Annotated in this window: 16 protein-coding genes and 1 pseudogene; 12 read left to right on the top strand and 5 right to left on the bottom strand. The window is 65.5% G+C overall.

From position 1 onward, the window contains the following. Nucleotides 1–73: 73 nt before the first annotated feature. The 4 genes from IAE34_RS05410 to putA form a co-directional block, all read right to left on the bottom strand. Nucleotides 74–1,405, bottom strand: coding sequence for a TldD/PmbA family protein (locus tag IAE34_RS05410; protein ID WP_200137832.1), 1,332 nt, complete (start codon nt 1,403–1,405; stop codon nt 74–76). After that, nucleotides 1,405–2,847: a TldD/PmbA family protein gene (locus IAE34_RS05405; RefSeq protein WP_200137831.1), complete on the bottom strand. Its 1,443-nt coding sequence runs from the start codon at nt 2,845–2,847 to the stop codon at nt 1,405–1,407. Before IAE34_RS05405 ends, IAE34_RS05410 begins: the two co-directional genes overlap by 1 nt. Before the next feature lie 30 nt (nt 2,848–2,877). Beyond that, nucleotides 2,878–4,680 (bottom strand): acyl-CoA dehydrogenase, encoded by a 1,803-nt coding sequence (locus tag IAE34_RS05400; protein ID WP_200137830.1) that lies wholly within the window; start codon nt 4,678–4,680, stop codon nt 2,878–2,880. A 189-nt stretch (nt 4,681–4,869) separates the two neighbouring features. Beyond that, entirely contained in the window at nt 4,870–8,820 is a 3,951-nt protein-coding gene (putA, locus tag IAE34_RS05395) for a trifunctional transcriptional regulator/proline dehydrogenase/L-glutamate gamma-semialdehyde dehydrogenase (protein WP_200137829.1), read from the bottom strand. A gap of 360 nt (nt 8,821–9,180) precedes the next feature. Here putA and putP point away from each other — a divergent pair, with 360 nt between their 5' ends. The 9 genes and pseudogenes from putP (at nt 9,181) to IAE34_RS05350 (ending at nt 19,964) form a co-directional block, all read left to right on the top strand. Beyond that, a complete protein-coding gene (putP, locus tag IAE34_RS05390; protein ID WP_200137828.1) occupies nt 9,181–10,659 on the top strand; it encodes a sodium/proline symporter PutP in 1,479 nt (492 codons plus the stop codon). 117 nt (nt 10,660–10,776) lie between these two features. Further along, nucleotides 10,777–11,613 carry a 23S rRNA (adenine(2030)-N(6))-methyltransferase RlmJ gene (locus IAE34_RS05385; protein WP_200137827.1) on the top strand — a complete coding sequence of 279 codons (837 nt, stop codon included), beginning with the start codon at nt 10,777–10,779 and terminating at the stop codon, nt 11,611–11,613. Between the two features lie 221 nt (nt 11,614–11,834). Continuing rightward, entirely contained in the window at nt 11,835–13,592 is a 1,758-nt protein-coding gene (locus tag IAE34_RS05380; protein WP_200137826.1) for a carbamoyltransferase family protein, read from the top strand. Next, nucleotides 13,576–14,706, top strand: a complete 1,131-nt coding sequence (locus IAE34_RS05375) for a glycosyltransferase (protein ID WP_200137825.1) — start codon at nt 13,576–13,578, stop codon at nt 14,704–14,706. The genes IAE34_RS05380 and IAE34_RS05375 overlap by 17 nt, the downstream gene beginning before the upstream one ends. Next, on the top strand, nt 14,706–15,602 hold the full coding sequence (locus IAE34_RS05370; protein WP_200137824.1) for a GNAT family N-acetyltransferase: 897 nt from the start codon (nt 14,706–14,708) through the stop codon (nt 15,600–15,602). Before IAE34_RS05375 ends, IAE34_RS05370 begins: the two co-directional genes overlap by 1 nt. After that, nucleotides 15,599–17,023, top strand: coding sequence for a PIG-L deacetylase family protein (locus IAE34_RS05365; RefSeq protein ID WP_200137952.1), 1,425 nt, complete (start codon nt 15,599–15,601; stop codon nt 17,021–17,023). The genes IAE34_RS05370 and IAE34_RS05365 overlap by 4 nt, the downstream gene beginning before the upstream one ends. A gap of 25 nt (nt 17,024–17,048) precedes the next feature. Next, complete coding sequence (locus IAE34_RS05360; RefSeq protein WP_200137823.1) at nt 17,049–18,005, top strand: glycosyltransferase family protein; 957 nt, start codon at nt 17,049–17,051, stop codon at nt 18,003–18,005. A gap of 53 nt (nt 18,006–18,058) precedes the next feature. After that, nucleotides 18,059–18,824 (top strand): annotated as a pseudogene (locus IAE34_RS05355) (glycosyltransferase family 2 protein). 48 nt (nt 18,825–18,872) lie between these two features. Then, entirely contained in the window at nt 18,873–19,964 is a 1,092-nt protein-coding gene (locus tag IAE34_RS05350; RefSeq protein WP_200137822.1) for a glycosyltransferase, read from the top strand. Between the two features lie 3 nt (nt 19,965–19,967). Here the strand turns inward: IAE34_RS05350 and IAE34_RS05345 are convergent, their stop codons facing one another. Next, entirely contained in the window at nt 19,968–20,573 is a 606-nt protein-coding gene (locus IAE34_RS05345) for a toluene tolerance protein (RefSeq protein WP_200137821.1), read from the bottom strand. Nucleotides 20,574–20,670: 97 nt separating this feature from the next. Here IAE34_RS05345 and IAE34_RS05340 point away from each other — a divergent pair, with 97 nt between their 5' ends. From IAE34_RS05340 to hldE, 3 genes are all read left to right on the top strand, one after another. After that, entirely contained in the window at nt 20,671–21,846 is a 1,176-nt protein-coding gene (locus tag IAE34_RS05340; protein ID WP_200137951.1) for an O-antigen ligase family protein, read from the top strand. Nucleotides 21,847–21,861: 15 nt separating this feature from the next. Further along, a complete protein-coding gene (msbA, locus tag IAE34_RS05335) occupies nt 21,862–23,670 on the top strand; it encodes a lipid A export permease/ATP-binding protein MsbA (RefSeq protein ID WP_200137820.1) in 1,809 nt (602 codons plus the stop codon). A gap of 125 nt (nt 23,671–23,795) precedes the next feature. Next, entirely contained in the window at nt 23,796–25,217 is a 1,422-nt protein-coding gene (hldE, locus tag IAE34_RS05330; RefSeq protein ID WP_200137819.1) for a bifunctional D-glycero-beta-D-manno-heptose-7-phosphate kinase/D-glycero-beta-D-manno-heptose 1-phosphate adenylyltransferase HldE, read from the top strand. The last annotated feature ends 34 nt before the right edge of the window (nt 25,218–25,251 follow it).

Genomic DNA, 25,251 nt, shown 5'->3' with positions numbered 1-25,251 from the left:
CGCACCCGTGGGTGCGGCCTCGCCTGGGCGTTGCTGCGGTCGCGAGGCCCCAGCGCGCCCGGTGACGCACAGGCTAGAGCGTCAGGGTCAGCGCTTTGACCAGCGCGCCCGGCAAATGACTCGATCCGGTATGCCGCTGCCCGTAGGTGCTGGTCGAGACCAGCATCTCACGCTCGCAGGTCAGCGCCTCCAACTGCTGTCCCAGCAGGTTGAACAGGCTGTCGTCGAAACGCATGGTGTTCACCGGCCCCTGGATCTGCCCGTCCTGCACCCAGAACGTGGCGAAGCGGGTCAGCCCGGTCATGCGTGCCGCTGGCAGGTCGGAGTAGTTCAGGTACCAGAGGTTGCTGATGTACAGGCCGGTGCCCAGCCGTGGGAGGATGTCCGCGGTCGCCAGCGAGCCGGGTGCCAGGCTCAGGGCGCAGGGCGCCTCGTAGCTGTCGGCGCCGTTGCTGGCCAGGCCGAACTCGACGGCGCTGCGGGCGCTGGTCAGGCGTTCGAGGGCGCGCCCCTCGGCGATCAGGCGAAGGTCCTGGCGTGGCGAGCCTTCATCGGAAAACGCCGGGCTCAGGGAGCCGCTGACCTGTTCGTCGAAGCTCACCAGGGGGCTGAGTTGCGCATCGCCGCTGTACAAGCGCTGCAAGGGGCTGTTGCCGGTGGCCAGGGCCTGAGCCGAGAAACCGCCCCAGCTCAGCATGCCGGCGATCTCGTCCATCGCCGCCGGGGCGAGGTAAGCGCGGTAGCTGCCCGGTTTCAGGGTGATCGGCGCGCGCCCCAGGTGCTCGAGCTGCTCCCTGGCCAGGCGCAGGCGTGCGCTGAACGCCTCGCTGTCCCAGATTTGGCCGGCATAGTTGGCCTTCACCGCCTGGCCATTGGCGTGGAACAGGCTCCAGTCGAAGTTGAAACTGTTGGCCTGGTGCCAGCCGAACGCACCCTGCGAGCTGGCAAAGCCTCGACAGATCGGCCCCGCGGCATAGATGCCGACCAGGTCCAGATCGCCGGCCTGGTGCTCGATCAGCCGCAGCACCTCGGCGAAGTCCGGCAAGGGCTGCTCCTGCAGGCTGTGGCTGTTCCAGGCGCGCTCATCGAGTTGCAGGAACGGGTCGGGCGGCAACAGCGGCAAGGTCTGGCGCAACTGCGCCAGGGCAGCGTGCAGGCGCTGGCGGTCGATCTGCGGATCATCGGCCAGGGTGAACTGCTGCTCGGCCTGGCGCCCTTCGTGCACCAGTCGCAGCTGGGCACTGGCCTGGCTGACATCGCCGGCCTGGCGCACCTTGGTGTGGTTGAAGCGTACGAAGCGAGACTGCTCGGCGCTGTAGCCCAGGGTGAATCGCTCGCCGGGTTGCACGGCCTGTCGCAGGGCTTCGAGCAGCTGTTCGAAGCGTTGGCGGTAGCTGGCGTTCATCAGGCGTCACCTCCGAATACGTCGATGTCGCGGAACACGCACGCCGGCGAAGCGTGACCGACACGGATCACCTGGTTGGGCTCGCCCTTGCCGCAGTTGGGCGTACCCAGCACCTGAAACGTACTGCGGTCGCCGACCGCCGAGAGGTTGCGCCAGAACTGCGCGGAAATACCGCGGTAATTGGGATTCTTCACCACGCCCTTGAGCTGGCCCTGCTCGATCAGTTGGCCCCACTCGCAGCCGAACTGAAATTTGTTGCGGGCGTCATCGATGGACCAGGAACGGTTGGTGCGCATGAGGATGCCGTGTTCGATACCCGAGATCAGCTGCTCCAGCGACCGATCGCCCGGCTCGATGTTGAGGTTGGCCATGCGGTCGATCGGTGCGCGGTTCCAGCCGCTGGCACGACTGTTGGCAACGCCGTCCAGGCCTGCGCGCGCCTGGGACAGTGCGCCGCCCAGTGGACGCAACAGGCGTCCTTCGCGAATCAGGAACTGCTTGCTGGCGGCACTGCCGTCGTCGTCGAAGCTGTAGCTGCCCAGCTCTTCGGGCAGGGTCGGGTCGAAGGTCACGTTCAGCAGCGCCGAGCCATATTGCAGATGGCCGAAGTCGCTGGCCTTGACGAAACTGGTGCCGGCGTAATTGCGCTCATCGCCCAGGATGCGGTCCATCTCCAGGGGATGGCCGATGGACTCGTGGATCTGCAACATCATCTGGTCGGGCATCAGCAGCAGGTCGCGCACGCCGCTCGGCGTGTTGGGCGCGAGCAGCAATTGCAGGGCCTCGTCGGCCACCCGCCGCGCCGCGCCCACCAGCCCGCAGCGCTCGATCACCTCCACGCCCCCTTGCTGGCCGAAGTTCTCCCGGCCCAGGGTCCGGCTCTGGCTGTCCTGGCCGTCGCTGGCGGTGACGCCCAACCCCGGAAAGACGAAGCGCTGGGCGTGACGCAGCTCGGCACCCGCCGAGTTCAGGTAGATCTGTTCGACCTGGCTGATGCCAAGGCTCGCCTGCCAGTCCACCAGGCGCTCGTCCCGGGGCACGCTGGCCGATTCGGCGGCGAGCAGCGCCAGGCAGTCGGCCAGGCTCGGCATCGAAGCGTCGAAATTGGGCGAGACATGGTCGTGACGCGCGCTGGGCACCGGCTGCTCGGTCAGGTCGAGCAAGCGCCGTGCGGCGATCTGCCGGGCCAGCGCCTCGGCGCGTTCGAGCGCCTGCTGCAAGCCGGACTGCGACAGGTCGGCGGTGGCCGCGTAGGCCTCCACGCCCTTGACCCGCACGCTGAGCATGGCACCTTCGTCGTGGCTGAAGAACGGCGGTTCGGCGACGTCGCGCCGTACCGACAAGGATTGCTGCGCCTGCCTGACGTGGCGCAGCGAGAACACCTCGGCCGTGCTGCGCAGCGCGGCGAAGCGCTGGCGCAACAGGGCGCTGGAATCGAACATGCAGGAACCTCCGATACGCGGTGGCTCCCCCTAGAACCACCCCTCGTGCATGCCCAGGCAGGTATCGTCGCGGGCCTCGAGCAATGCCAGCTCAGTATGGCAGCCCGGCACTTCCCAGGTCAGGAAATAACGCGCAGCCTGCAATTTGCCCCGGTAGAAGTCGCGGTCGGCCTCCAGGCCTCGCAGCAGGCCCAGTTCGGCGTGAATCGCCTGCTCCAGCCAGCGCCAGCCGATCACGCAGTGGCCGAACACTTTCAGGTACAGCGCCGAATTGGCCAATGCCGGCGCCAGCCGGCCCTGGGTCATGTCGCCGAGCAGGCCCAGGGTCACGGCCTGCAGGCGGCCGACCAGTTGCTCCAGCGGCTGGCGCAATGCATCGAGCTGAGGGTGGTGGCTGGCCTGCTCGGTGGTGGCGCCGATCAGGCGGATCAGGCGCTTGAGCCCGGCGCCGCCATTGTGCGTCAGCTTGCGCCCCAGCAGGTCGAGCGACTGGATGCCCTCGGTGCCCTCATGGATCGGATTCAGACGGTTGTCGCGGTAATACTGCTCCACGGGATGGTCGCGGGTGTAGCCGTGCCCGCCGAGGATCTGGATCGCCAGTTCGTTGGCCTTCAGGCAGAAGGCCGAAGGCCAGGACTTGACGATCGGGGTGAGCAGGTCGAGCAGTTCCTGGGCGTGGGCGCGCGAGGTCTGGTCGGGTGCGGTCTGGGTATCGTCGAACAGGCGCGCGGCGTACAGCCCGAGGTCGAAGGCGCCTTCCACATAGGCTTTCTGAGTCAGCAGCATGCGCCGCACGTCGGCGTGCTCGATGATCGGCACGGCGGCGCTGTGCGGGTCCTTGTTGTCCGCCCGGCGCCCCTGGGGTCGCTGGCGGGCATAGTCCAGAGAATAGAGGTAGCCGGCGTAGCCGAGCATCACCGCGCCCATGCCGACACCGATGCGCGCCTCGTTCATCATCTGGAACATGCAGGCCAGGCCCTGGTGCGGCTGGCCGACCAGGTAGCCGATGCACTGGCCCTCATCGCCGAAGTTCAGCGCGGTGGACGTGGTGCCGCGCCAGCCCATCTTGTGGAACAGCCCGGCCAGCGTCACGTCGTTGCGCGGGCCGAGACTGCCGTCCGGCTCCACGCGGTACTTGGGCACGATGAACAGGGAAATACCCTTCACCCCTGCAGGCGCGTCTGGCAGCCTGGCCAGGACCATGTGCACGATGTTTTCCGACAGCTCGTGGTCGCCCCCGGAGATGAAGATCTTGTTGCCCTTGAGCTGGTAGCGGCCATCGCCGACAGGTTCGGCACGGGTGCGAATGTCGGCCAGGGACGAGCCGGCATGGGGCTCGGTGAGGGCCATGGTGCCGAAATAGCGGCCTTCGATCATCGGTTGCAGGAACAGGCGCTTCTGCTCCTCGCTGCCGAAGCTTTCGATCAGGTTGGCAGCGCCCATGGTCAGGAACGGGTAGGCGGTGGTACCGGCGTTGGCGGCCTGGAAGTGCGCGAAACAGGCCTGTGAGATCAGGCTGGGCAGTTGCATGCCGCCGACGTCGAAGTCGCGGTTGGCATTGAGGAAACCGGCCTCCAGGAACGCGTCCACGGCCGGTTTCACCTCGGCGATCAGCTCGGCGCGCCCGTTCACGTAGCGTGGCTCGTGCTCGTCGCCCTTGCGGTTGTGCGGGGCGAAGTAGCGTTCGGCGATGCTGCGGGCGACGCCGATGGCCGCATCGAAGGTCTCTCGGTTGTGCTCGGCGAAGCGCGGGCGTTCGGTCAGCGCCTGGGCGTCGAGCACCTCATAGAGTTCGAACGCGAGGTTGCGGCTGCTGAGGAGGGGCTCGGACATGACGGCATTCCTGAAGTCGGGATGCTGCGAGTCTAGGCAGGCGGGCAGGGTGGGAGACAGGTTAATAGGTGCGGGTGATAAGGCGATAGAAGCAGCCCCGAGCGCGGGCTGCATCCTCGAGGGCAGCGGTCGCGAACGAGCGGCGCCAGCGATTCACCGGTGCCGCCCAGCCGCGACCACCCCGCGTGGTCAGCCGATGGTCATCAGGCTGGCATTGCCCCCGGCCGCCGCGGTGTTCACGCTCACCGCACGTTCGATCACCAGGCGCTCCAGGGCGATGTGCGGATCACCGCTGGACAACCCGTGCACTCCGACGATGGCACCGGCACGCTTGGCTACCTGCTTGCAGATGCCACGAAGCTGGTCGGAGTCGCCGTGATGGATCACGGCGTCGAACGCCACGTCATCCTTGCTCCAGTCTGCCACCAGCTTGACCTTCGCCTGCAGCTCCTTCGGCAGGCGCGTGCGCAGGCTACTGGCCGGCTCGCCTTCGGCCCAGACCGCCGAGCTGCCCACCGCCAGTACCGCGGCGAACTGCGTCAGCAGATCGGTTTCGTTGTCGGCCAGGCACAGCACATGCTCACGCGGCAGCACGATGTAGGTGTTGCGCTCGCCGGTCGGGCCGGGCAGCACGCGGGTGATACCGCTCTGCGACTGCTCGGCGAAGGTGTCGCACAGCGCCGCCAGTTCCGGTTGGCTGCCAGCGGCCCAGGCCTTGAGTGCCTGCAGCGGCTTGATCTGCTGGTCGCGCAGGGTGGTGTCGGCCTTGCCTTCGCCGTCCGCCCGCTGGAAGTGGCGGGCGATGGCGTCGCTCGGACGGGTCGACAGCAGGCGGTACAGGTACAGCGGCCCGCCCGCCTTGGGGCCGGTGCCCGACAGGCCCTCGCCGCCGAACGGCTGCACGCCCACCACGGCGCCGACGATGTTGCGGTTCACATACAGGTTGCCGGCGTTGACCTTGTCCACCACCTTGGCGATGGTCTCGTCGATGCGGGTATGCACGCCCAGCGTGAGGCCGTAGCCGGAGGCGTTGATCTGACCGATCAGCGCGTCGAGCTGCTTGCGCGGGTAGCGCACCACATGCAGCACCGGCCCGAAGATCTCGCGCTTGAGCTCATCGAAGCTGTCCAGCTCGATCAGGGTGGGCATGACGAAGGTGCCACGCTTGCAGTCCTCGCCTTCGGCGAGGGCCACCTGGTACACACTGCGGCCTTTGTCGCGCATGGCCTGGATGTGCTTCTCGATGCCGGCCTTGGCTTCGGCATCGATCACCGGGCCGATGTCCACCGACAGGCGATCCGGGTTGCCCATGCGGTTCTGCGCCATGGCGCCCTTGAGCATCTCGATCACCCGATCGGCGCTGTCTTCCTGCAGGCACAGCACGCGCAGGGCCGAACAGCGCTGGCCGGCGCTGTCGAACGCCGAGGACACCACGTCGATCACCACCTGCTCGGTGAGCGCCGAGGAGTCGACGATCATCGCGTTCTGCCCGCCGGTCTCGGCGATCAACGGAATCGGTCGGCCCTGGGCGTCGAGCCGGCCGGCGACATTGCGTTGCAGCAGGCGCGCCACCTCGGTGGAACCGGTGAACATCACGCCTTTGACCCGCTCGTCACCGACCAGGCCGGCGCCTACGCTCTCGCCGCGTCCGGGCAGCAGTTGCAGCACGCCTTCGGGAATACCCGCCTCGAGCAACAGGCGCACGGCCTGGGCCGCGATCAGTGGCGTCTGCTCGGCAGGCTTGGCCAGGACCGGGTTGCCGGCGGCCAGTGCGGCCGCCACCTGGCCGGAGAAGATCGCCAGAGGGAAGTTCCACGGGCTGATGCACACCACCGGCCCCAAGGGGCGGCAGGCGTCGTTGCTGAAATCGTTACGCGCCTGCACCGCGTAGTAGCGCAGGAAGTCCACGGCCTCGCGCACTTCGGCGATGGCGTTGGCGAAGGTCTTGCCGGCCTCGCGAATCAGCAGGCCCATCAGCGGCTGGATCTCGGCCTCCATCAGGTCGGCGGCGCGTTCCAGGATCGCGGCGCGTTCGGCAGGGGGTGTGGCCTGCCAGATCGGTGCGGCGTTGAGGGCGCACTGGATGGCATTGTCCACGTCGGCGACAGTAGCTTCCTGCACATGACCGACCACATCGCGGTGATCGGCCGGGTTGAGCACGGCGCTGGCAGGCGCCTCGCTCGCCGCGCAGCCCAGCAGCGGCGCCGCCTTCCACTCGTGGTGGGCGGTCGCCAGCAGGGCGCAGGACAGCGATGCCAGGCGGTGTTCGTTGGCCATGTCGATACCGGCCGAATTGGCCCGTTCCTGGCCATACAGCTCACGTGGCAGGGGAATGCGCGGGTGCGGCAGGCCGACGCTGCCTTCCTGGGTACCCAGGCGCTCGATGCTCACCACCGGGTCGGCCACTAGCTCCTGGATGGAGATGCCGTGGTCGGCGATGCGATTGACGAACGAGGTGTTGGCGCCGTTTTCCAGCAGGCGCCGCACCAGGTAGGCCAGCAGCGTTTCGTGGGTGCCGACCGGTGCATAGACACGGCACGGGCGGTTCAGCTTGCCCTCGGCGAGCTTGCCCACCACTTGCTCGTACAGCGGCTCGCCCATGCCATGCAGGCACTGGAATTCGTATTGGCCCGGATAATAGTTCTGACCCGCGATGTGGTAGATGGCCGACAGCGTGTGCGCATTGTGGGTGGCGAACTGCGGATAGATGGCCTCCGGCACCGACAGCAGCTTGCGCGCGCAGGCGATGTAGGACACATCGGTGTACACCTTGCGCGTGTACACCGGATACCCCTCCAGCCCCTCCACCTGGGCGCGCTTGATCTCGCTGTCCCAGTAGGCGCCCTTGACCAGGCGGATCATCAGGCGGTGACGGCTGCGCTTGGCCAGGTCGATGATCGCGTCGATCACGTACGGGCAGCGCTTCTGATAGGCCTGGATGACGAAGCCGATGCCGTTCCAGCCCGCCAGCGACGGCTCGAAGCACAGGCGCTCGAGCAGGTCGAGCGACAGCTCCAGGCGGTCGGCTTCCTCGGCGTCGATGTTCAGGCCGATGTCGTACTGCTTGGCCAGCAGGGTCAGCGACAGCAGGCGCGGGTAGAGTTCGCTCATGACGCGCTCATATTGGGCACGGCTGTAGCGCGGGTGCAGCGCCGACAGCTTGATCGAAATGCCCGGGCCCTCGTAGATGCCGCGCCCGTTCGACGCCTTGCCGATGGCGTTGATGGCCTGCTCGTAGGAAGCCAGGTACTTCTGCGCATCGTGCTCGGTGAGGGCCGCTTCGCCGAGCATGTCGTAGCTGTAGCGAAAGCCCTTGGATTCGAAGCGGCTGGCATTGGCCAGGGCTTCGGCGATGGTCTCGCCGGTGACGAACTGCTCGCCCATCAGGCGCATGGCCATGTCGACGCCCTTGCGGATCATCGGTTCGCCGCTCTTGCCGATGATGCGGGTGAGCGAGGAGGTCAGGCCGGACTCGTTGTGGGTGGAGACCAGCCGGCCGGTGAGCAGCAGACCCCAGGTGGCGGCGTTGACGAACAGCGAGGGGCTGTTGCCCAGGTGCGGCTGCCAGTTGCCGGTACTGATCTTGTCGCGGATCAGGGCGTCGCGCGTGCCTTTGTCGGGGATGCGCAGCAGGGCCTCGGCCAGGCACATCAGCGCTACGCCTTCCTGGGACGACAGCGAGAACTCCTGGAGCAGCCCCTGAACGATGCCGGCCCGACCGCTGGCGCTTTTCTGATGGCGCAGCTTGTCTGCCAGGCTGGCGGCCATCTTGTTGGTCGCCTCGGCCAGCGGCGCAGTCAGGCGCGCCTGCTCCAGCAGCATGGGCACCACTTCCTGCTCGGGCCGGCGATAGGCGGCGGTGATAGCTGCGCGCAGCACCGATTGCGGCAGGATGCTTTCGGCGAATTCGAGGAAGCATTGGTGGGCATGATCGGCGGGCGCCTCGGCGGCATCGTCGCCAGGGCCTGCGATCTGACCATGGATGTCGTTCAGGCTGGCGCCACCCTCGAGGCGCTCCAGGTACGTGAAGATCGCCTGCTTGATCAGCCAGTGGGGCGTGCGGTCGATGGACTGGGCCGCGGCCTTGAGCCGTTCACGGGTCGGGTCGTCGAGTTTGACCCCAAGGGTGGTCGTCGCCATTTTTTCTTATCCTCGTTGTTGCCACGACAGTGGCTGAGCTGGCGGCAAGATTAGCGGTGGGCGTGGCGGGGTGCAACCGGGTGCAACCCGTTTTTTCGATGAAAAAGGTGCAACTCATCGGAGAGCGTCTGAAAGACCAGTCCTACAACCGTTTTTGCTACTTTTAGGCCTGTTTCATACGATTTTTTGATAAAAAAGTAGCTAAAACTAGGATTTTCCCGAAATTGCACGATCTACGGCGAATTGCAAATGAAAAAGGGTTGCACCTGCTTCGCGTTGGCGCATAGGATGCCCCGCCTGGGTGCAACCGCCTTGTTTCGGTGCGGCTGCAAGCGATAACAACAACGCCAGGGCACAGTCATGGGCAATCCAATCACGATCACTTTCGTGGTCTACATCGCAGCAATGGTGCTGATCGGCTTCGCGGCCTATCGCTCGACCAACAATCTTTCGGACTACATCCTCGGCGGGCGCAGCCTCGGCAGCGTGGTCACGGCATTGTCGGCCGGTGCGTCGGACATGAGCGGCTGGCTGCTCATGGGCCTTCCGGGCGCCATCTACCTGTCGGGCCTGTCCGAGGCCTGGATCGCCATCGGCCTGACCGTCGGCGCCTACCTCAACTGGCTGTTCGTCGCCGGCCGGCTGCGGGTGCAGACCGAGCACAATGGCGATGCGCTCACGTTGCCGGACTACTTCTCCAGCCGCTTCGAAGACCGCAGCGGCCTGCTGCGGGTGATCTCGGCCGTCGTTATCCTGGTGTTCTTCACCATCTATTGCGCCTCGGGCATCGTCGCCGGTGCGCGGCTGTTCGAAAGCACCTTCGGCATGTCCTACGAAACCGCCCTGTGGGCCGGCGCCGCCGCCACCATCGCCTACACCTTTGTCGGCGGCTTCCTGGCAGTGAGCTGGACCGACACGGTACAGGCCTCGCTGATGATCTTCGCGCTGATCCTCACGCCGATCATCGTGCTGATTTCCACCGGCGGCTTCGACACCACCGTGCTGGCGATCGAGGCGCAGAATCCGGCCAACTTCGACCTGTTCCGCGGCGCGACCTTCGTCGGCATCGTTTCCCTGCTGGGCTGGGGGCTGGGCTATTTCGGCCAGCCGCACATCCTGGCGCGCTTCATGGCCGCCGACTCGGTGAAGTCGATCGCCAGTGCACGGCGCATCTCCATGACCTGGATGATCCTGTGCCTGATGGGCACCTGCGCCGTGGGCTTCTTCGGCATCGCCTACTTCTCGGCCAACCCTGGCCTGGCCGGGCCGGTCACCGAGAACCCGGAACGGGTCTTCATCGAGCTGGCGAAGATTCTGTTCAACCCGTGGGTGGCCGGCGTGCTGCTGTCGGCCATCCTCGCCGCCGTGATGAGCACCCTGAGCTGCCAGTTGCTGGTGTGCTCCAGTGCCCTTACCGAAGACTTCTACAAGGCCTTCCTGCGCAAGGGCGCCTCGCAGACCGAGCTGGTGTGGGTCGGGCGCCTGATGGTGCTGGCGGTGGCGCTGATCGCCATCGCCCTGGCTGCCGATCCCGACAACCGGGTGCTGGGCCTGGTGGCCTACGCCTGGGCCGGCTTCGGTGCCGCGTTCGGGCCGGTGGTGCTGCTCTCGGTGCTGTGGAAGGGCATGACCCGCAACGGCGCCCTGGCCGGCATCGTGGTGGGTGCGCTGACCGTGATCCTGTGGAAGAGCTACGTCGGCCTCGGGCTGTACGAGATCATCCCGGGCTTCCTGTTCGCCACCCTGGCCATCGTCGTGGTGAGCCGCCTGGGGCGCCCGAGCGCCGACATGGTGGCGCGGTTCGAGGCGGCTGACGCGGCGTACCACACCGACAAATAGCGCCTGCCCAGTGGTCGGCCGAGGCTGCGCGACTCTCCGCGCAACAGCCTGCGCCGACCACTGCACCTGACGCCTGCGCCGCGACAAGGTAAACTTGCCGCCCCCGCAGGAGTCGCCATGAACTATCGTCACGCCTTCCATGCCGGCAATCACGCCGACGTCTTCAAGCACATCGTCCTCACCCGCCTCATCGCCCTGATGTCGCGCAAGGAACAGCCGTTCGCCTATCTCGACACCCATGCCGGCCTCGGCCTGTACGATCTCCAGGGTGATCAGGCGACCCGCACCGGCGAGTACCTCGAAGGCGTTGCGCGGCTGTGGGGGCGCGAGGACCTGCCCGCCCAGACCGACGATTACCTGCGGGTCATTCGTCGCCTGAACCCGGATGGCCAGCTGCGTTACTACCCAGGCTCCCCTGAGCTGGCGCGACGCCTGATGCGTCAGCAGGACCGTGCCCTGCTCAACGAGAAGCATCCCGAGGACGGGCCGCTGCTCAAGGACAACATGAAGAAGGACCCACGGGTCACCGTGCACCTGGGCGAAGGCTGGCACGTGCCACGTGCCTTGCTGCCGGTGCAGGAGAAGCGGGCGGTGATGCTCATCGACCCGCCATTCGAGCAGGCCGACGAACTCAAGCGCTGCACCCAGGCGATGAAGGAAGCCATCGGCCGCATGCGCCAGACCGTCGCGGCGATCTGGTATCCGATCAAGGACCAGCGTTCGCTGGTGCGTTTCTACCAGGACCTGACCAGCACCGGCGCGCCGAAGCTGCTGCGGGTCGAGCTGTACGTGCACCACCAGGACAGTCCCCAGGGTCTCAATGGCTCGGGCCTGGCCATCGCCAACCCGCCGTGGGGCCTGGAAGACGAGCTGCGTACGCTGCTGCCTTGGCTGGCCAGCGAACTGGCACAGAGCGCCGGCAGTTTTCGCATGGACTGGCTGATCGCCGAGTAGAGCCGGCCCGCTGCGCTCGACCATCACCTGGCGTTTCCAGGTGCCAGGCCGGGCGCGCCTCGCAGGCGAAGTGGCCCGCCCATCGAGGCAGATCCCCTGGCCGACGGGCCTGCGGACAACGACCGCGCAGCACCTGCCGTTTGCGTTATAATCGCGCGCTTTGGTCGCCATCCGCCCACGAGGCCGCTGGCGCATCTTCACCGAATCAAGAGGCGAGTCCCTTGGCATTGACGATTCTGGGCCTGTCCGGCGCCCTCAGCCATGACCCTTCCGCGGCCCTGTACATCGACGGCAAGCTGGTTGCCGCCGCCGAAGAAGAGCGCTTCGTGCGTGACAAGCATGCGAAGAATCGCATGCCGTACGAGTCGGCGAAGTTCTGCCTGGAGCAGGCGGGCATCAAACCCTCCGACGTCGACGTCGTGGCCATTCCATTCGCGCCCATCAGCCTGTTCGGCAAGGCCCGCTGGCACTATGCCAAGCGCTACTGGTACGCACCGGACCGCGCCCTCGACGCGATCCTGATGGGCAACCGCCGCTACAAGCGCTACCGCAAGAAGATCGTCTGGTGCCTGGAACAACTGGGCTTCGATCCGAAGAAAGTCAAGATCGAGCCGGTGGAGCACCACCTGGCCCACGCCTCCAGCGCCTATCACTGCTCCGGTTTCAAGGAAAAGACCGCGATCCTGGGCATCGATGGCAAGGGTGAGTACGCCACCACCTTCTTCGGTTATGGCGAGAACGGCAAGATCCACAAGATCAAGGAATTCTTCGACCCGGATTCGCTGGGTGGCCTATACGGCGCCATCACCGAATTCCTCGGCTTCGAGATGCTCGACGGCGAGTTCAAGGTCATGGGCATGGCGCCTTACGGCGATGCCAGCAAGTACGATTTCTCGCGCCTGGCCAGCTTCGAGAACGGCGAACTGGTGATCAACACCGAGTACGCCAACGTCATCGGCCTGCGCCGCTATAAAGAGAAGGGCAAGGGCTTCTACTTCTCGCCCAAGCTGATCGAGTGGCTGGGTCCCAAGCGTGAAGGCGACATCGCCGACGAGCCCTACATCCATTACGCCGCCAGCATGCAGGCCTTGTTCGAGAAACTGGCCCTGCAGATGATCGACCACTACCTGGGCGATATCCTCAAGGAAACCGGCAAGCTGGCCTTCGCCGGTGGCTGCGCACTGAACGTCAAGCTGAACCAGAAGATCATCGCCCGCCCGGACCTCAAGGAGCTGTTCGTGCAGCCGGCCTCGGGCGACGCCGGTACCGCGGTCGGTGCCGCCGCCTACGTGTCCCATGCCCGTGGCGTGCCGGTGGAGAAGATGGAGCACGTGTACCTAGGCCCGGCTTATTCGAACGAAGATGTCATCGCTGCCTGCGCGCGTCATCCGAACGCACCGAAATGGCGCCGGCTCGACGACATGCCGGAGCGCATTGCGCGGATCATGGTGGACGGCAACCCGGTGGCCTGGTTCCAGGGGCGCATGGAATTCGGTCCGCGGGCCCTTGGCGGCCGTTCGATCATCGGCTGCCCGAGCGTGCCGAACGTCGCCGACCGCATCAACGAGCAGATCAAGTTCCGCGAGCGCTGGAGACCCTTCTGCCCGTCGATGCTCGACACCGTCGCGCCGCAGATGATCAAGATCGATCACCCCGCGCCCTTCATGACCTTCACCTTCGAAGTGGCCGAGGAGTGGAAGACCCGTGTGCCGGAAGTGGTCCACGAGGACGGCACCTCGCGTGCACAGGTGCTCAAGCGCGAGTACAACCCGCGCTACTACGACATGATGAAGGCCCTGGAAGCGCTCACCGGCAATGGCGTGTCGCTGAACACCTCGCTGAACCGTCGTGGCGAGCCGATGATCTGCTCGCCCACCGATGCGTTGAACATGTTCTTCGGCTCGGACCTGCAGTACCTGATCATGGAGAACATCCTGGTGGTCAAGGACGGCGCGCCTGCGTATGACCAGCCGCTCTGACCTGCGCGTCCTGCAGTTCTGCCATGGCTACGATGGGCCGTTTCTCGATTGTGCCCGTCAGTACGCCAGCCTGTTCGAGGGGCGGGGCTACAAGGTCACCACCGTCTTCCTCACCGGCAAGGCCGATCCGCAGGTGGTGACCGGCTGTGCCTGCGACGAAGTGCTGTTTTTGGAATTCAGTTCCCAGGCCGTGCGCGGGCTCAAGCTCGGCGCCATCGCGACGCTGCGTCGAATCGCGCGCGAGCGCCGCTTCAGCTTCTGCATCGCGCACCGCTTCAAGCCCATTTATGTCGCCCTGCTGGCCACCGATCTGCCGGTGATCGGCGTGCACCACGCGTTCGGTGACTACCAGCGTCGCGGGCGACGGCTGTTCGCCAACCTGATGCGCAAACGCTTGAGCCTGCTGGGCGTGTCCGATGCGGTGCGCGACGACATGCGCCGCTGCCTGCCGAGCTGGCCGGCCGAGCGCATCCAGACGCTGTACAACCGCATCGATGTCGAGGCGCTGCAGGCCGAGCTGGTACCGCGCGACGAAGCGCGGCGCGTCCTCGCGCTGGACCCTCAGGCCTGGATCGTCGGCAATGTCGGCCGCCTGCACCCGGACAAGGACCAGGCCACCCTGCTGCGCGGTTTCGCCCAGGCGCTGCCGGGGCTTGCTGGCGACGCGCGGCTGGCAGTGCTGGGCAAGGGCCGGCTGGAGGGCGAGCTCAAGGCGCTGGCTGCCGAGCTGGGAATCGCCGAGCGTGTCGATTTCCTCGGCCAGGTGGCCGATGCCCGGCGGTATTTCCAGGCGTTCGACGTGTTCGCGCTGAGCTCCGACCACGAGCCGTTCGGCATGGTCTTGCTCGAAGCCATGGCGGCCGGTGTGCCCCTGCTGGCCACCGCCTGCGGCGGTGCGCGCGAAGTGGTGGAGGGCGTGGGCGTGCTGTTCCCGCTCGGGGATGCCGCGCAACTGGCCAACGGCCTGAAGCACCTGGCCGGGCTCGACGCCGGGCAGCGTGGCGCGTGCGCCACAGCGATGCTGCAGCGCCTGCATGAACGTTTTTCCGATCAGGCCGTGCGTCAGGAATTCTGGCAACTGCCCCAGGTCAAGGCGCTGGAGGGTCGGGGGTAATGCTCAAGCATCTGCGCGCCTGGCGCGAGCGCGGCTGGACGGTCATCGACGCCCAGGCCTATGCCCAGGCCTGGCAGCGCTACGGCGGCAGTGTCGCCACCCACCCGCTGGTACTCGAATGCCTGGCGCAGTTGTCCGAGATACCCGTGCGGTATCTGGGCTGGCAGGCCGATGGCGAGGTGAAGGCCGCCGTGCCGACCTGGGGCCGCCACCTGGCGCTGTCCAAGGAGGTGCTCAAGCGCCAGGGCAAGAAAGGCCTGTTCGACCTGGGCAATGCCGAGATCATCCTGCCTGCCGCCGCCGATGCCGGTGCACCGCTGCGCCACGCAGCGCGCTATCTGTCGGAACTCAACCATGGGCGTTTCGAAGGCATCGAGCAGCAGGCCGAGAAGCTGGCCCTGGCGCGCCCCTCCCACGACCTTTCGAAGAAATTTCGTTACAACCAGCGTCGCGAGCTGCGCCTGCTGGAAGAGGCGGGCGGTGTGGTGCGCCCGATAGGCGACTTCAGCGCCAGCGACATCGCGGCCATGTACTGCGACCTGTTCCAGCGCCGCTGGGGTTTTGCGGCGACCGGCGCGGCGCACCTCGTCGAGGTGCTTGAGGGCCTGCGCGGGCTGCTGGTCGGCTCGGTGCTGTTCCTCGACGGGGCGCCCATCGCCATCCAGCTGCTGTACCGGGTCGAATCGCCCGAGTGGATCAGCATCGAGTACGTCAACGGTGGGGTCGACCCCGAAACCAAGGCGTTCAGCCCTGGCAGCGTACTCAGCTTCCTCAATACCCAGGCCGCCTGGGAAGACGCCAATGCACGTGGCAAGGCGCTGCGCTTCTCGTTCGGCCGCGCCGACCGTGAATACAAGGAGCGCTGGTGCCACCCGGTGCCGGTCTATCGGTCATGAACCGCAAGCAGCAGTTGCTCAGGCGTCATCGTCGCAACAAGCGAGTCGGCGTGCTGGTCATGCTGGCCCTGCTGGTGCTGGCTGGCGTGTTCGTCGCATGGTGGCTGCCGCTGGTGCTGTTGCCCTTGTCGTGGGTGGCGCACGAGGCCTGGTTCGCCGATCACCTCTTCTACGCGCCAGGCGATGACTACGTCTACGACTTCGGGGCCGACAGCCAGGAGCACGAGGTGCGGCTTCAGCAGGGTGTGCTGCACAGCGCGGCGTCGATCGGCGACGAGGATACCCTGGTGCTGCAGGTCCGCCTCAAGTGCAGCTGGCTCGGACGTTGGCTCGATCCGTCCGTCGAGCTGGTGGCCGGCGAGCAGTGCGACCGGCAGACCTTCGAACGAGGTGTCGACGGCGTGCGCCTGCTCAATCTCACCGGACTGGCGGCGCCGTTGCGCGATGGCCAGCTGCGAGTCCGAGGTCGCCACTGCCGCCTGCAAGGCCCGCCACGTCTCTGGGTGACGCCTGCCATGCAATGGCGTCAGCGTCGGATCATGGTGATCGCGCCCCATGCAGACGACGCCGAACTGGCCGCCTACGGCCTCTACAGTCAGGCTCAAGAGGCCTGGATCGTCACGCTGACAGCGGGCGAGATCGAGGCCGATCACTACCGGCGCATGGGGCTGGAGCCGGCCGCCGCCGCGCAGCTCAAGGGCCGCCTGCGTGCCTGGGACAGCGTGGCGGTGCCGCGCTGGGCAGGGGTGCCTGAAGCGCAATGCGCGCAGTTGGGTTATTTCTGCCTGCAACTGCCGGCCATGCAAGCGGCCCCCGATCAGCCGGCAGGCTCGCGCGAAGCACAGATGGACGACATCCGGCCGTTTCGCCGCTTCAACACCTGTGCACTGCCGGCCGACGCCGACGGCGCGCCGACCTGGAACAATCTGTTGGCCGACCTGCGCGCGCTGCTGGAAAAGGCCCGGCCTGAGATCCTGGTCCTACCCCACCCGCAGCTCGACCCCCATCCGGACCACGTGTGCGCCCAGGCCGCCGTGCTCGAGGCCTTGCAGGGCATGGCCTGGCAGCCACAGACCTTGCTCTGCTACGCCAATCACCTGCACGACAACGATCGTTGGCCCATGGGTGACAGCGGCGATGGCGTCGCATTGCCACCGCAACTCCAGGCCAGCGAGCCCTGGGCGCCGTACAGCCTGGTGCTGGACCTCGCCACCCAGCGTGACAAGGCCATGGCGCTGGGCATGATGCACGACCTGCAGCCCCCGCCCCCCTTCAAACGCCGTGTGCGGCGCTGGTTGCAGCGCTGGCTGGCCGGTCGTCGCGTTTCGCCCTATGGCCAGAACGAGTTCTTCCGCAAGGCCGTGCGCAGGCACGAACTGTTCTGGCGCCGCGAATGGCCGGCGAACGATGATCGATCGTGATGGCAACCCGCTTGCGAGGAATGCAATGAAAGTCTTGTTTCTGGTGCAGAAAGAACAGCGGGCCATCCTCGACCGGCTCTACGACGGCGTCGCGGCCCACTGCGAGTGCGACTTGCGCTGGCTCTCGAGCGAGGACCAGCGCAATCTGCGCCGCTACTTCAAGCGTGAAGTGGACGTGGAGCGCTACGACCGGATCATCTTCTTCCTGCGATTCAAGCAGGAAATTCGTCAGGTCGGCTTCATCCGCACCCTTCCAAACCTGGTGATCCTCGAACACGACGCCTACCAGAACTACATTGCCTGCAAGTACACCGGGGCGTTCAGCGCGCATTACCGCAAGCTGCCCTGGGCACGGGTGATCAGCTCGGGTTTCGTGGTCAGCCAGCGCCTGCGTCAGGAAGGCTTCGATGCGGTGTTCGTGCCCAAGGGCTATGACGAGCAGTTGCTCAGCGACCAGGGCCGCGAGCGCGACCTGGAGCTGGCGTTCGTCGGCAGCACCAAGAGCGTGGCGTACAGCGGCCGCAAGGCGTTGCTCGATGAGCTGGCCCAGGTCGAGAACCTGCTGGTCACGCGCACCAAGTCCGGAGAGGACTACTGCAACACGCTCAACCGCATTCGCTTCTTCGTCAGCGCGGATGTCGGCATGGGCGAATACATGATCAAGAACTTCGAGGCGATGGCCTGCGGCTGCGTGTTGCTGGCCTTCGACCAAGGCCCGGCGGAGAACGACGCGCTGGGTCTGCAGGACATGCACAACGTGGTGCTGTACGACAGCATTCCGGTGCTCCAGCGCAAGCTCGCGGTACTGCGCGGCGACCCGCAGCTGGCGGCACGTATCGCGGCCAACGGCCGGGAGCTGGCGCTCTCGGGCTTCAGTTTTTCCCAGGTGGGGCGTAGCATCGTCGACCACATGAAACCCCCACTCAGGCCACGACCTGCGCTCAATGCGTGGCAGCGTCTGCGCCTGAGACTTGGGTTCTGAATCATCCAGCCCTGCCGTGCGTGCGCCGACGGGGCCGCAGGCGGAGGAAGCCGGTGCGCTTCTCGGATAACAGTGACATTACCCTGGTGGTGACCAGTTGTGGTCGGCTCGATCTGCTCAAGGCCACCCTGGACAGCTTCGACCGTTGCAACACCGCGCCCATTCGCGAGGTCTTCATCACCGAGGACTCCGGCGACGACGCCGTTCATGGCGCCGTTCCCGAAAGCTGGAAAGCGCATTGTCGTGTCTTCGTCAACCGGCCCAAGCTTGGGCAGTTGGCCTCGATCGATCTGGCCTATAGCCATGTCAAGACGCCCTATATCTTCCATTGCGAAGATGACTGGGCATTCTACCGGCAACATTTCGTTGAAGACTCGCGGCTGATTCTCGAGTCCAGCCCACATAGTCTGCAAGTGTGGCTGCGCAGTCACGCCCACGACCTGTCGGTGCATAGCCCCTACATCCGCATCGGGGAACGACAAGTCATCGCCAATGTCCCTTGTTACCCACTGTTGTCGGACAAACCCGATTGGCAAGCGTTCTCCCTCAATCCAGGCTTGCCTCGATTGAGCGGTTCGTGCACATCCCGCCGCCTGTTAGGAGCAAACAGCCCTGTCACGGCGTTACACAGCGCACGGTCTGGCAGCGGTCTCCCTCAAGGGCGATACGGTATTGCGCACCGGATTCGGCAGCCACGTCACGTTGCTCGAGGAGGTCAGATGCAAGGCTCGCAGGCGTCAGCGAGAGCGCGTCAAGCCTGTGGCCGGACTCGCCATTCGGACATTGGTCGGGATGGGAATCGGCTTTCCTGCTCACTGAATGACCTGATCCGATGGTAAGGCCGCCGGGTCCGAGGGAGCTTCACCGATGAATGTGGTCAATGTGATGTGGTCGGGCGGTGCGCCGTACATGTCCGTACATACGGTGCACCGGCAGATACTGCATCACCTCGGCGACGACGCCGAAATCGTCAACTGGTTGTTGTTGAGTGAGGGGCTGTGCAGTGGCATTGGCGGCGTCCGCGAGTGGGCTCTGCCGCAACGGGCATTGAAGGGGCGTCGGCTTTGGAGCCTGTTCCTGCCTGTGGTACGCGCACGTCTGCGCAATGCTCTCAAACAGCAGAAGCCGGACCTGATCCTGCTCGACGGCATGGGTGTGGCTCGATTGATCCTACCCCTGATGCCTTTCTTTCCTCATACCCGCGTCACTGTACTGTTTCATGGCGTCACCCACTTGAGGCGTGCCGATGTGCGCTTGCTGCGCCATCTCGACCCCAGGCAGTTGCGCATCGCCGCGGTGTCCCAGACGCTCGCACAGTCTTTGCAAGGCGCGGTGCAGCGGCCGGTGCACACCTTGCGTATCGCGCTCAATCCCCACGCCTTCGTCGACGAACTGCTCGACCGTGACCAGGCGCAGCGGGCGCTGGGGCTTGAAGGCAAATCGGGTCGTCTGTTCGGTGCAGTAGGGCGACTGGTTCCCAGCAAGGGCTTCGAGATGCTGATCGAGGCCTTCGCCGAGGCGCATGAGCGTCAGCCCGATATTCGCCTGGTCATCATGGGTGATGGCGAGTTGCGTACGCGGTTGCAGCAGCGTGGCGAGGCGCTCGGGCTGGGCGACAGCCTGGTGTTGTGCGGCCATCGGCCCGATGTCCTGCACCTGTATCGGGCGTTCGACTGGCTGCTGATCCCGTCGCGTTCCGAGGGGCTCGGGCTGGTCTTGCAGGAGGGAATCATGGCCGACGTTCCGGTGGTGTGCAGTGATTTGCACGTGTTCAGGGAGCAGCTGGGCGAGGCGGGCCGCTACGTGCCGGTGGGTGACCAGGCAGCGTGGGCTCAGGCCATCGAAGCCTGCGCCAGCCTCGATGCGGCCGCCACGGCAGCGCTTCAACATCGAACCCTGGCGCCCGATGAGTCCTGGCAACAGTTCAGCCTGGGCTCCAGGGCCTTGCTGCGTGACTGAACCTCAGCGCTGGAGTACGCCAGCCTGCAGGCGTGCCAGTGGAAAGTGGCTGTCGAGCCCCTCGCGTTCGAGGTAGTTGGCCAGGTGCTGGACGTTGCGTCGGGCCATCCGAGCTGACAGCGGGGCTCGAAGGAAACGCATGTCCGCGATGTCGATCAGGCCCAATCGTTGATCCGGCGTGACCACGACATTGCCCAGGTGGAGGGAGCGGAAGTAGACGCCGGCAGCATGAAGATGTCTGATCAGATCGATCAGCGCTGGCAGTAGAGGGTCCCAGCTGAAGCCTGGCTGGCCCGAGCGCTGCGACAGGGTCTCGCCTGGTAGCGGACGATAGAGCACCGCGGTGCGTCCGGGCTGTTGCAGCTTGTGATGGCTGATCACTTTCAGTGTAGGAATGCCCAGATGTTCCAGGCGTGTCGCGTTATCGACGAAACGCTGGGAATAGGGGCGCAGCAGCGCAGATGAAATCAGACGCTTGCGACGAAATACCTTGAGGATATTCCCATCCCCGAGCAGGTAGACTTTCGCCCCGTGACTGTCGGCTTCCAGAATCCTGGCACCGTGAGTCAGCTGGTCGAGGTCGGCCTGGGAGAGTCGGGAACATAGCATTGAGGTGTGCCTTGTCTTGTGCATGCAAAATGACTGGCAATAATGCCGAAAATATCGAGGTAGCACCATGACGGTGTCGCTGCGCCCGGGGGAAGGAATGTGGTATGAAAAACGCTGGGCTCAAGCCTGGCTCGGTTTCGGTTTCGTCTGGTTCCTTGCAGCGATTGCCCTGGCCCCCAGCAACAAGCTCTATCAACAGGGGCTGATTCTTTTCTTGTGGCTGCCGGCGCTGGTGCTTGCCTGGCCTGCGCGTCATCTGTTCATGGCGGGTTGGCGCCGGCAGCCTGGGCTGTGGTCCTCAATCCTGCTATTCCTGGCCTGGGGTGCCCTGAGCCTGGTCTGGTCGACGACCGATGAGGGTGCGCGCGAGGGTAAACGTCTCATTTACATCCTGCTGTTTCTGATGGCGTTTCCCTTGCTCGCGCAAAAGGGAGAGGCGCGTGTACGCATGCTTTGGCAGGTAGGCGGCGTACTCATGGCAGTAGCGGCGCTCATCTCGTTCTATCGCTTCTATCTCACGACCGATAATCCGCTGATCATGCGTCTCTATGCGATCGGGCAGATCGGTCATCCAATTCTTGGCGCCTACGTCGTCAGCGTACTCGCACTGGCGATGCTCTACGATCGCCCTGTGGGGCTGGCTCGACAGCTGGGCTGGATGCTCACGCTGGCATGTTTGGCCGCGTTCGTTGCGTTGTGCCAGAGTCGTGGTGCGGTGATCGCGTTGCTCTTCACCACCCTGTTGGCGCCGTGGTGGATGCGCAATCGGGCGAGCAAGTTGCTGGCCCTCGCGGTGTTCTTGGTCATCGCCCTGGCAGTCTTGCTGTTCCACGATCTGTGGATGAGTCGCGGTTCATCCTATCGGCTGGACATTTTCCAGGCGTCGCTGGAGTTGATCGAGCAGCACCCGCTGACCGGTCTTGGACTCGGTGCCTTCTACCGGATCCAGGCTGCAGGGCAGCAGTTCGACCATACACATAACATGCTCACCCATGTTGCGGTCGAACTGGGGCTGCCCGGCATGATCCTGTGGCTGGCCGTGTGGTTGGCAGCGCTGCGTGAACTGGTGCGCGCACGCGCAACCCCCCTGGGCAAGCTGGCCCTGGGCATCTGGGTGTTCTCCACGGTCGCCATGCAGCTCGACGCCGCCAGCCTGACCGGCACGCCCCGGGCGGAGTGGTTCATCAGCTGGTTGCCGGTGGGCCTGGCGCTGATGATGCCGTGGATGGATGCCCCGGCAAAAGCCTGTGGTAAAATTCGCGGTTCAATCTGAACAGCGAGCTCGACGATGGCCGAAACACCGCGCCCGGCGGACAACCCCAGCAGCCTGAAGATCTACTTCCGGCTGCTGAGCTACGTGAAACCCTACCTCGGCATCTTCCTGCTGAGCATCATCGGTTTCGTCATCTTCGCCTCTACCCAGCCGATGCTGGCCGGGATCCTGAAGTACTTCGTCGACGGCCTGAGCAACCCCCAGGCCGTGCTCTTCCCCAACGTGCCCTACCTGCGCGACCTGCAATTGCTGCAGGCCGTGCCCCTGCTGATCATTCTCATCGCCACCTGGCAAGGGGTGGGGTCGTTCCTGGGCAACTACTACCTGGCCAAGGTCTCCCTCTGCCTGGTACACGACCTGCGCCTGGAGCTGTTCAACAAGCTGCTGGTGCTGCCGAACCGCTATTTCGACAGCCACAACTCCGGGCACCTGATCTCGCGCATCACCTTCAACGTGACCATGGTTACCGGTGCGGCCACCGACGCGATCAAGGTGGTGATCCGCGAAGGCCTGACCGTCGTGTTCCTGTTCATCTACCTGATGTGGATGAACTGGCAGCTCACCCTGGTGATGGTCGCGATCCTGCCGGTGATCGCCCTGATGGTCGGCTCGGCCAGCAAGAAGTTTCGCAAGCAGAGCAAGAAGATCCAGGTCGCCATGGGCGACGTCACCCACGTGGCGTCCGAGACCATCCAGGGCTATCGCGTGGTGCGCAGCTTCGGCGGCGAGGCCTACGAAGAACAGCGCTTCAGGAATGCCAGCCAGAGCAATACCGACAAGCAACTGCGCATGAACAAGACCGGCGCGTTGTATACCCCCGCGCTGCAACTGGTGATCTATACCGCCATGGCGGCACTCATGTTCCTCGTGCTGTTCCTGCGCGGCGATGCGTCGGCTGGCGACCTGGTGGCCTACATCACGGCGGCCGGCCTGCTGCCCAAGCCGATCCGCCAGCTCTCGGAGGTCAGCTCGACCATCCAGAAGGGCCTGGCCGGCGCCGAGAGCATCTTCGAGCAATTGGACGAGACGCCGGAGGTCGACAGTGGCACGGTCGAGAAGGCGCGCGTCGAAGGGCGGCTGGAAGTGCGCAACCTCAATTTCACCTACCCAGGCACGGACCGGCAGGTGTTGTTCGACATCAGCTTCGTCGCCGAACCCGGCCAGATGATCGCGCTGGTGGGCCGCTCCGGCAGCGGCAAGTCCACCCTGGCGGCGTTGATTCCTCGGTTCTATCACCACGACAACGGCGAGATCCTGCTCGACGGCGTCGAGGTCGAAGACTACCGCCTGCGCAATCTGCGCCAGCATGTGGCGCAGGTCACCCAGCACGTCACCCTGTTCAACGACACCGTGGCCAGCAACATCGCCTATGGCGATCTGGCGGGCGCGCCCCGCGAGGCGATCGAGGCGGCCGCAGCCGATGCCTACGCCAAGGAATTCGTCGACCAGTTGCCCAAGGGCTTCGACACCGAGGTGGGCGAAAACGGCGTGCTGCTCTCCGGTGGCCAGCGCCAACGGCTGGCGATCGCCCGTGCCCTGCTGAAGAACGCCCCGCTGCTGATTCTCGACGAAGCCACCTCGGCTCTGGACACCGAGTCCGAACGGCATATCCAGGCGGCGCTGGACCACGTGATGGAGGGCCGTACCACGCTGGTGATCGCCCACCGCCTGTCCACCATCGAGAAGGCCGACCTGATCCTGGTCATGGACCAGGGGCGGATCGTCGAGCGCGGCGACCACCCCACGCTGATCGCGCAGAACGGTCACTACGCTCGCCTGCACGCCATGGGCCTGGACGAACCGACCAAGGCCGACATCACCTGAGGTCTCGGCAGTGGGGCGCCGGCCCCGCCTGTCCGCGCTGGCCATTGCCCGGCAGTTGGCGCTAAAGGCGTCTTCTGCCCTGTGCTAATATCCTGCCCCTGTTCATTTTTTCATTCGGGTTGCCCATGAAGTTGTCCATGCCGCGTTTTGATCAAGCCCCGGTACTGGTGGTCGGCGATGTGATGCTCGACCGCTACTGGCATGGCGGTACCTCGCGCATTTCGCCAGAAGCTCCGGTGCCGGTGGTCAAGGTCGACCAGATCGAGGACCGCCCGGGCGGCGCGGCCAACGTGGCGTTGAACATCGCCGCGCTGGGCGCACCGGCATCGCTGGTGGGCGTCACCGGTCAGGACGAAGCGGCCGACAGTCTGGCCAACAGCCTGCAAGCGGCTGGCGTGCGGTCGATCTTCCAGCGCATCGCCCATCAGCCCACCATCGTCAAGCTGCGGGTCATGAGCCGTCACCAGCAGCTGCTGCGCATCGACTTCGAAGAACCCTTCGCCACCGACGCCTTGTCGCTGGGCGCGGAAGTGGATGCGCTGCTCGAGGGCATCAAGGTGCTGGTACTCTCCGACTACGGCAAGGGTGCCCTGAAGAATCACCAGGCGTTGATCCAGGCCGCTCGCGCCAGGAACATTCCGGTGCTGGCCGACCCCAAGGGCAAGGATTTCTCGATCTATCGCGGTGCCAGCCTGATCACCCCGAACATCAGCGAATTCGAGACCATCGTCGGACGCTGCGCCGACGAGGCCGAATTGGTGGCCAAGGGCCTGCAACTGCTCGCCGACCTGGACCTCGGTGCCGTGCTGGTCACTCGCGGCGAGCACGGCATGACCTTGCTGCGCACCGGCCACCCGGCGCTGCACCTGCCGGCCCGTGCCCGCGAGGTGTTCGACGTCACCGGCGCCGGCGACACCGTGATTTCCACCCTGGCGGCGGCCATCGCCGCTGGCGAGGAGCTGCCCCACGCCGTGGCGTTGGCGAACCTGGCCGCTGGCATCGTCGTCGGCAAGCTGGGCACCGCGGCCATCAGTGCCCCCGAGCTGCGCCGCGCCATCCAGCGCGAGGAAGGCTCCGAGCGCGGTGTGCTGGTGCTCGAGCAGCTGTTGTTGGCCATCGACGATGCACGTGCCCACAACGAGCGCATCGTGTTCACCAATGGGTGTTTCGATATCCTCCATGCAGGCCATGTGACCTATCTGGAGCAGGCCCGCGCCCAGGGCGACCGGCTGATCGTCGCGGTCAACGATGATGCTTCGGTGAGCCGCCTGAAAGGGCCTGGCCGGCCGATCAACAGCGTCGACCGCCGCATGGCGGTACTGGCCGGCCTGGGAGCGGTCGACTGGGTCATCAGCTTCAGCGAAGGCACCCCGGAGAACCTGCTGCGCGAAGTGCGGCCCGATGTGCTGGTCAAGGGCGGCGACTACGGCATCGATCAGGTGGTGGGCGCCGATATCGTCAACAGCTATGGCGGCACCGTGAAGGTGCTGGGGTTGGTCGAGAACAGCTCGACCACGGCCATCGTCGAGAAGATTCGCCAGAACTGAGGGCCAGCACGGCCCGGGCCTGGCTCGGCCCCGG

This window comes from Pseudomonas sp. S30, from assembly GCF_016518545.1.
Classification (GTDB): Bacteria; Pseudomonadota; Gammaproteobacteria; order Pseudomonadales; family Pseudomonadaceae; genus Aquipseudomonas.
Note: the sequence above shows the minus strand (reverse complement) of the source record. Positions and strands in the feature narration are given on the sequence as shown.

Bases quoted from the DNA above. Each gene is read 5' to 3' on its own strand.
- IAE34_RS05410 (WP_200137832.1), bottom strand. From the start codon at position 1,405: ATGAACGCCAGCTACCGCCAACGCTTCGAACAGCTGCTCGAAGCCCTG.
- IAE34_RS05405 (WP_200137831.1), bottom strand. From the start codon at position 2,847: ATGTTCGATTCCAGCGCCCTGTTGCGCCAGCGCTTCGCCGCGCTGCGC.
- IAE34_RS05400 (WP_200137830.1), bottom strand. From the start codon at position 4,680: ATGTCCGAGCCCCTCCTCAGCAGCCGCAACCTCGCGTTCGAACTCTAT.
- putA (WP_200137829.1), bottom strand. From the start codon at position 8,820: ATGGCGACGACCACCCTTGGGGTCAAACTCGACGACCCGACCCGTGAA.
- putP (WP_200137828.1), top strand. From the start codon at position 9,181: ATGGGCAATCCAATCACGATCACTTTCGTGGTCTACATCGCAGCAATG.
- IAE34_RS05385 (WP_200137827.1), top strand. From the start codon at position 10,777: ATGAACTATCGTCACGCCTTCCATGCCGGCAATCACGCCGACGTCTTC.
- IAE34_RS05375 (WP_200137825.1), top strand. From the start codon at position 13,576: ATGACCAGCCGCTCTGACCTGCGCGTCCTGCAGTTCTGCCATGGCTAC.
- IAE34_RS05370 (WP_200137824.1), top strand. From the start codon at position 14,706: ATGCTCAAGCATCTGCGCGCCTGGCGCGAGCGCGGCTGGACGGTCATC.
- IAE34_RS05365 (WP_200137952.1), top strand. From the start codon at position 15,599: ATGAACCGCAAGCAGCAGTTGCTCAGGCGTCATCGTCGCAACAAGCGA.
- IAE34_RS05360 (WP_200137823.1), top strand. From the start codon at position 17,049: ATGAAAGTCTTGTTTCTGGTGCAGAAAGAACAGCGGGCCATCCTCGAC.
- IAE34_RS05350 (WP_200137822.1), top strand. From the start codon at position 18,873: ATGAATGTGGTCAATGTGATGTGGTCGGGCGGTGCGCCGTACATGTCC.
- IAE34_RS05345 (WP_200137821.1), bottom strand. From the start codon at position 20,573: ATGCTATGTTCCCGACTCTCCCAGGCCGACCTCGACCAGCTGACTCAC.
- IAE34_RS05340 (WP_200137951.1), top strand. From the start codon at position 20,671: ATGTGGTATGAAAAACGCTGGGCTCAAGCCTGGCTCGGTTTCGGTTTC.
- msbA (WP_200137820.1), top strand. From the start codon at position 21,862: ATGGCCGAAACACCGCGCCCGGCGGACAACCCCAGCAGCCTGAAGATC.
- hldE (WP_200137819.1), top strand. From the start codon at position 23,796: ATGAAGTTGTCCATGCCGCGTTTTGATCAAGCCCCGGTACTGGTGGTC.